Here is a 6595-nt window from a genome sequence, read left to right on the forward strand (position 1 = left end):
CTGAAAGCGGTTTGGCCCCGGTACTGACCGGGAGAGGCTGCGCAAATATGTCGACCGCGCCGGGGGACTGCGGCACCTACCCGTCCGGGGCGACCTTGGCCTGCACTCGCGACTGCTCGGCAGGGTCCATCTTTGGCGAGTGTTCCGGAGCGTGTGCCCTTACGGTGCACCCTTGGTCATACGGTCAATCTGCGCCTCAATACCGCCGGCATCGCGCACAATTTCCGTATAGATCCGGCCGGAGCGGAACCTGCCGTCCTGGACCTGGAAGATGTTGACTCCCACGAACTCCATGACCGTGCCATCCCTGCGGGTCCCGCGCATGCCCCACTCCATCCATAACTCGTCCCCGTCCGATACTGTCCGGGAAATCGTGGCCGTGAGGTCAGGCAGGTCTCTGAGTAGTTTCTCGAAATTTTGCCGGACAGCGTCTTGCCCTTGGACGGACTCCCCGCGGCGTGCCGGAGCTTCGTCAGTGTAGTCCCTGTCGAAGCAATCCACCGCTGCTTCCAAGTCATGTAATGACAAGGACCTGACCCACCGTTGCGCCACTGCCTCCGGATCCTTGCCCATGCACTCAATGCTGGAGCTCAGGGGTCGGTTTGGCAACAGCCCGCGCGAACGTGCGGGGTGGCGTCGCTGAAGATGGAACTGCCCAACAACAGATTCCAAGGTACAGAATGTGGCTCGTAGATACAGGAGACCCATTCGTTCGCCGCGGGGCGAGTTTGAACCACGGCGGCGGGCAGCTTATTCTCCGAGCAGCCGGTTTATGGATTCGGTCCGTGAACTGAAATAGCGGGTAGGGCAACGGGGACGCGCACGTCGAAGAAGAAGGTTGCGAGAAGGTGATCCACACGGCCGGATCCAAATGAGGCGATCCGGAAGGCCGCGGACGGGACGGAAAAGACGGCGCGGGCCTGGCGGCTCACGGCCTCTACTGTCACCATTTCCACCAGCTTTGGATATTCCGAACCCTCGGCTATTTCGTTGACTGCGGCCATTGCGGCGTGTGCGTCTTGAGCCTCGATACTGACATTGGGTTTCCAGGTAAGGTGAATGACTCCATCAGCTTGAAGTTCGACGGCGCCTTTGCCGCCTTCGACCAACTATCGTTTCCAACGTCCATCGCCCAAACTCTGTTGCAACGGCAACGGCAACGGCAACGGCAACGGCAACGGCAACGGCAACGGCTGTGGTCCGAGTGGCGAAGCGGAAATGCTCTTTGTGACCTGATGACGAGTGGGAGACGATGCCTGCTAATTTGCTGGCGACCTTCGCATAGTTGGACGCCCAACAACTCTTTCCACGAAAAGCGATCTCGTCCTGAGCGCGCGGCTGTCTGTCGATCAAACTTATACACGTGCCCTCCCAGACAGGGGCCGCGCGTCCTGCTTGCCTACCGGCCAACCTGCCCGCAAACACCATTGAGCTTGAAGTCAGACCACGCCGGGCTGGAGAAGTCCGTGAAGCCATCCGACGTGGCCGACAGCGATGCAAGGTCACTGTTGGTCGAGTGACTGCCGTAGCCCGGGGTCACACCTGGCACTTCTCACGTCTCCCAGTGGATGATTCGCAAACGCTGTATCGCGCAATCATACGATTCGACAATGGGGTCGTTTGCAGACGCAGCTGGCTCCAATCCCAAAGTCCCCGCAAATACTTTGCCCGCAACCGCGAGTTATTTCCTGGTCAGGGTCATGGTTCTCTCCTTGGAGCGACGGAGCGTCGCTCGTGCTCCATTAAGCTCGTTTGCCGACGGCAAAGACAATAGCGCTGGCATTCGAGACAGCCGGCCCTCTACGAGGCAGTCTTTCAATGTCCATCTGTTGAAATCGGCGACCGCATCGGCTGCCGCCTGTCTCCTTATGCCGTGGCCAGGTGACGACGGCGTAGAGGGCAACGCCTTTTCTGGCGGCTTCTTGACCTCGGAAACGGGCAGGCGTACGTTACGGTTAGCCGTCGATCCAAAGGGTGTGCTGCCCGCTTCGCCTACCAGGCTCGTCGGCACGCGCATGTTCGAGAATCACGCCGATAACTGCATGCCAAGACGCACGCAGCACAGGTGCATCCGGTCTCAGCCGCCGGAGCAGACCTGCCGGTCTGCTCCGGGCTCTCCTCTGGCCCCCAGCGGCTGCACTTTGAATGTCCCGCACGGCCGGAAGCGTGGCTGTGCCAGATCCCTGATCGTGAAGGCATGCTCAGGGCGAATGGGAGTCACCATGGACAACAACGGATTTCAGGCCCTGCAGGAACAAGTACGCGGCCAGGTCATCACTTCCGACCACCCCCTCTACGACGCCTCACGGACTGTTTATAACGGCATGATCGACAAACATCCCGGAGCCATATTGCGTGTTTCTCAAGTCGCTGATGTCATCGCGGGAGTCAACTTTGCCCGCGACGAGGGCCTGGACCTGGCACTCAGAGGTGGCGGGCACAGCGCGCCCGGATTCGGGACCTGCGACGGAGGCCTCGTGCTCGACTTCGCCGACCGCAGGGGCGTCCGGGTGGACCCGGCTGCCGTAACGGCCCGGGCTGAGGCAGGCACCACCTGGGCCGACTTCAACCACGCAACAAACGCATTCGGGCTGGCAACAACCGGCGGCATTATCGGATCCACGGGTGTTGCTGGACTGACGCTCGGCGGCGGCATCGGCTACCTCGCACGTAAGTACGGTCTGTCCTGCGACAACCTCAAATCCGTCGATGTGGTGACCGCAGAGGGGAAGTTCCTCACAGCCAGCGCAACCGAGAATGATGACCTGTTCTGGGCGTTACGTGGCGGCACAGGAAACTTCGGCGTCGTCACTTCCCTGGAATTCGACCTGCATCCCGTCGACGTGGTGTACGGCGGTGTGGTCATCTATCTGCTCGAGCATGCTGAGGCTGTTTCCCGGCTGTACCGGGACTACATTGCCACGGCTCCGGAAGAGATGGGAATCTTCCTCGGATTCCACCAGGGCCCGCCGGTCCCCTTCCTGCCGGAGGAGCACCACGGCAAGCCCGTGGTGGTTGTGGTGGGTGGCTGGACCGGTCCTCACGATGAAGGCGAGCGGCAGTGGCAGCGTTTCCTGGATGTCGCCCCCGTTGCTGGGTCGTTTATCGGGCCGCTCCCTTACCCGATGCTCAACACTCTGTTCGACCCGCTTCTCCCGAAAGGTCTCCAAGCATATTGGAAGGCGGAGTTCCTTCCGAAGCTAAGCGACGATGTGATCGGCGTTGCCCAGAAATTCGGAGCCGGCGTGCCCAGCCCCCAAACCGCCAATCATTTCTATCCCATTAATGGCGCGGCCCAACGCGTGGGACAGGATGAGACTGCCTTTCCTTACCGGGACGTCAACTTCTCGGTAGCCATCGCCGGAATGTGGGAGTCCCCGGCGGACAACGACGCCAACACGAAGTGGGTCCGAGACTACTACCAGGCCCTGCATGCCCATGGGGCCGGCGCGGGCTATGTAAATTTCCTTGACGCCGACGACCAGTCCCGCATAGAGGACAACTACGGGGGGAACTACGCCCGGCTAGCCAAGATCAAGGCCAAGTACGATCCCGGCAACCTGTTCCACATCAACCAGAACATCAAACCGGTGGCCTGAAACGCGGAACAGCCTTCACTAGGCTTTGCTTCAGCGAGATAACCGGCAAACCCCGGCGGTTCGATGGGCTCGTGGGGCCGCATTCAGGCGTTGCTGCCGTCATCCTTTGGCGCCTGTGACCTTGGCTGTGGCAGGGCGAGAATACCTTCGTCACCGTCAAAAGCAGGTAATCGGTGTTCAGTCCCCCTCGTAACTCCGCCCGCGAAGCTGGAGCAGGACCTTGCATGTGTTGTCCCCTCGGGCCGGTCCGCTGGTGCGCGTGCAGGAAGTGGTCAGACTGGATGTATCAGGGAAGGAACTGGAATGCCTAAAGTGGAGATGGTTGTGGATACCCCCATTCCGCCGGCGACGGTGAGGGAAGCGCTGTTGGATTTCAGCCCGGGCAGGCCGAACGTCTGGCCGGGCATTCATGCGCCGCTGTATGAGGTGTACGACGTGGGGGACACGTACGCGGATATCAGGGAAGGGAGCAAGGCTCCCGGCGGCGCGATCTGGGCCAAGGAACACTACGACTGGTCAGATCCCGAGACGGTGACGTGGACTGTGCAGGAGAGCAATTTCTGCGCACCCGGGAGTTACGTGAGCGCACGGATCAAGCCGAACGTATCGGGCGGATCACGCATTCACATCACGTGCAACCGGACTCCAACCAGCATGGCGGGGCGGGTTGCAGCGTTCTTGATTGTCGCGACGCGGGGCGCTCCAGTGGCAAGCTCTCTGCGCCTGGGCCTGAAGCGACTGGAAGCCAAAGGCGTCGGGTAGTCCTTGGCCACACTCCGGCGTCGAAGGTCGCTGGCGGAGGTCCTGCCCCGATCTGTCCGGTCGCCATGGGCGACGCAGGTTAGGCTTTCATCAAACAGGTCTTCTGCTTACTCTGGACCGCGGGGAACCGTGTCTGAACTACAAGCCGGTCATGCGAACGCCGCCGCTGCTGACACCACCGCACCGGACACCGTGCAGCAACCAGAAACCGGCGGTTCCTGCTGCGCCGGATGCGGTGACGATGCCGCAGCGAAGCCGGTCGCCATCAGAGTTCCCGGGCGTCGGGAGTGACTGGCTACGAGCTCAGGGTCATCCCGGGCTGCCCCAATACCGCCCTGCAGCGGAGTTGTTCCGGGAGGCCCTGACCGCGGAAGGCATAGCCGCTGACCGGCTCACTATCCGGGTCGTGGCCTCCGAGGACGACGCGACTGCCCTTGCTTTCCATGGATCGCCCACATTCACCGCGGGCGGAGGGGACCTGTTCCCGGCCCCCTCCACTCCGGCATTGTCCTGCCTGGTCTACCTCACCAGCCATGGCCTGTCCGGACTCCCGGCCCCTGCAGCCCTGCGGGCCGCCCTGGCTGCAACATAGCTTCTCCGGCCTCCACCCGCATAATCCGCACCCGCTCGGACGGCGCATCGTCACGCAGCCTGTAGGCCCACTCTTCCCCCGGGCAGGGGCCACGGGAAACCTTTGCATTTGGTTCCATAGCCGCTCATTGTCCGTCCCCACCCAGGCTGCTGTCTCCTAGCAGATTGGTGCCAACAATTAGCCGAACGAAAAACCATCAGCTGGAACTGCGCAGGACCGGGCTTTTGTTCAAAGCTACGTTTTCGGGATGATGTCCGGCTTGTTCCTAGACTTGGGTGACGCTGTGGACGAGCATTGAATAGTGAGCGCCGCCGACACTGCCCCGGTCGATGACCAGACACGTGAATCCGCAAGACTGCTGAAGCGAGTACCTGGGCGGGCGCGGCCTCAGAAGGAGGCCCTCCGGGAGTTCGAGGAGGGTGTCGCCCAGTTGCGTCAGCATTACGACCCGGTATTCTGGCCGCTCTTCGTCCCGGAAGCCAAGAACATGTTTCGCTGGCGCGTCGAGTTGGAGTGCGGATGTAAGCACGAGGTCTACACGCACGGAGAGGACAAGTATCCGGACGATCGCCGCTTCCCCGACCTCATCAGTCAGTGCAGGCTTCCCTCCGGGGAGTTCTGGTGTACGACTGACCACGGACCTGCTCAGAAGCCGTATCGGGACATCGTCGAGTGGGTCGATCGCAAGGTCACGGAGTTCCCGGCGGACCCTGTGGAGCCGGAATACGACTGGATGGACGCCGAGGACTGGGCGAAGATCCGGAAACCCAAGCCACACTCGTCGGCGTTCTGGCGGGTCAAGCTCTCCTGCGGGCACTATGAGCAAGTCTGCACTGATGTGGATTGGAAGCCCGAGGACGGGCCCAAGCTGGTGTCCGAGGAGCGCATCGTGGAAATCCGCCGTGATTTCGAGGAAAGCTGGGCGGCAGCGGATAACCCTGGATGGCCTGAAAAGGGTTTCGAGCGAGACCACATCCGGAAGATGATCGATCTGCGCTGGCCGCGCCCCGAGCCCGAGAGGGACTGCTTCACGTGTACGCAGGTGCGGCGGATCACTGGCTATCAGCGGATCGGCTGGCTCGTTACGAGGACGAGGCCGGCACCGCGTCCGTCGACGAACCTCGATCGGGAGAAGATCGAGGCTCGACTCGCCGCGGCTGAGGCTGAAGTCCAGCGGCTGCGCAAGCAACTCGACAACCCAGGCAACGCTTGAATTCACAACGACGCGATCTTGACTTCGTATTTTGGGAAGGGTCGCAAGACCTACACCCCCGATGGGAACGGGAAGCGGACCAAGGACGCCTATGACGAGTTCAGCGTTCGGCAGTTCATCGCGTTCACATCAGGGGATGTTCTATGAGTATTCGTAGGGCTATCCTCGGCAGATGAACCAACATGCAGTACCGGCCGAACCAGGCCAATACATATTTGCGTTCAGCCTCGGCCGAGGGTGGCTTCGGATAGCTGGGACGTGTGCAGTTGCTGCGATGGCTATGGCCGTCGTGGCAAACGCAACGGAGCCGTTCCGAGCCCCCTTGGGAATCGCGCTAGGTGTACTGTCCCGGCAGGTTGGTGACACGGGGACGGATTTGACGCAATAAGAGGACCTCCGGGTGTTGTGTGGTGCTTGTCGAGAGCGAAA

The 6595-nt window shown here is 61.5% G+C and carries 6 protein-coding genes; 4 read left to right on the forward strand and 2 right to left on the reverse strand.

Annotation, left to right across the window (positions count from 1 at the left end):
- Window positions 1–159: 159 nt before the first annotated feature.
- Complete coding sequence (locus J2X98_RS18570; RefSeq protein ID WP_307311111.1) at window positions 160–708, reverse strand: nuclear transport factor 2 family protein; 549 nt, start codon at window positions 706–708, stop codon at window positions 160–162.
- Window positions 709–770: 62 nt separating this feature from the next.
- A complete protein-coding gene (locus tag J2X98_RS18575; protein WP_307311114.1) occupies window positions 771–1109 on the reverse strand; it encodes a DUF7793 family protein in 339 nt (112 codons plus the stop codon).
- A 1113-nt stretch (window positions 1110–2222) separates the two neighbouring features.
- On the opposite strand from J2X98_RS18575, the gene J2X98_RS18580 reads away from it, so the two are divergent.
- The 4 genes from J2X98_RS18580 to J2X98_RS18595 all read left to right on the forward strand — a co-directional run bounded on the left by J2X98_RS18580 (window position 2223) and on the right by J2X98_RS18595 (window position 6166).
- Entirely contained in the window at window positions 2223–3599 is a 1377-nt protein-coding gene (locus tag J2X98_RS18580) for an FAD-binding oxidoreductase (RefSeq protein WP_307311117.1), read from the forward strand.
- A gap of 303 nt (window positions 3600–3902) precedes the next feature.
- Complete coding sequence (locus J2X98_RS18585) at window positions 3903–4361, forward strand: hypothetical protein (protein WP_307311120.1); 459 nt, start codon at window positions 3903–3905, stop codon at window positions 4359–4361.
- Window positions 4362–4767: 406 nt separating this feature from the next.
- Entirely contained in the window at window positions 4768–4953 is a 186-nt protein-coding gene (locus tag J2X98_RS18590; protein ID WP_307311122.1) for a hypothetical protein, read from the forward strand.
- 301 nt (window positions 4954–5254) lie between these two features.
- Window positions 5255–6166: a hypothetical protein gene (locus J2X98_RS18595; protein ID WP_307311126.1), complete on the forward strand. Its 912-nt coding sequence runs from the start codon at window positions 5255–5257 to the stop codon at window positions 6164–6166.
- Window positions 6167–6595: the final 429 nt, after the last annotated feature.

The sequence above is a fragment of the Pseudarthrobacter enclensis genome, from assembly GCF_030811655.1.
Classification (GTDB): Bacteria; Actinomycetota; Actinomycetes; order Actinomycetales; family Micrococcaceae; genus Arthrobacter; species Arthrobacter enclensis_A.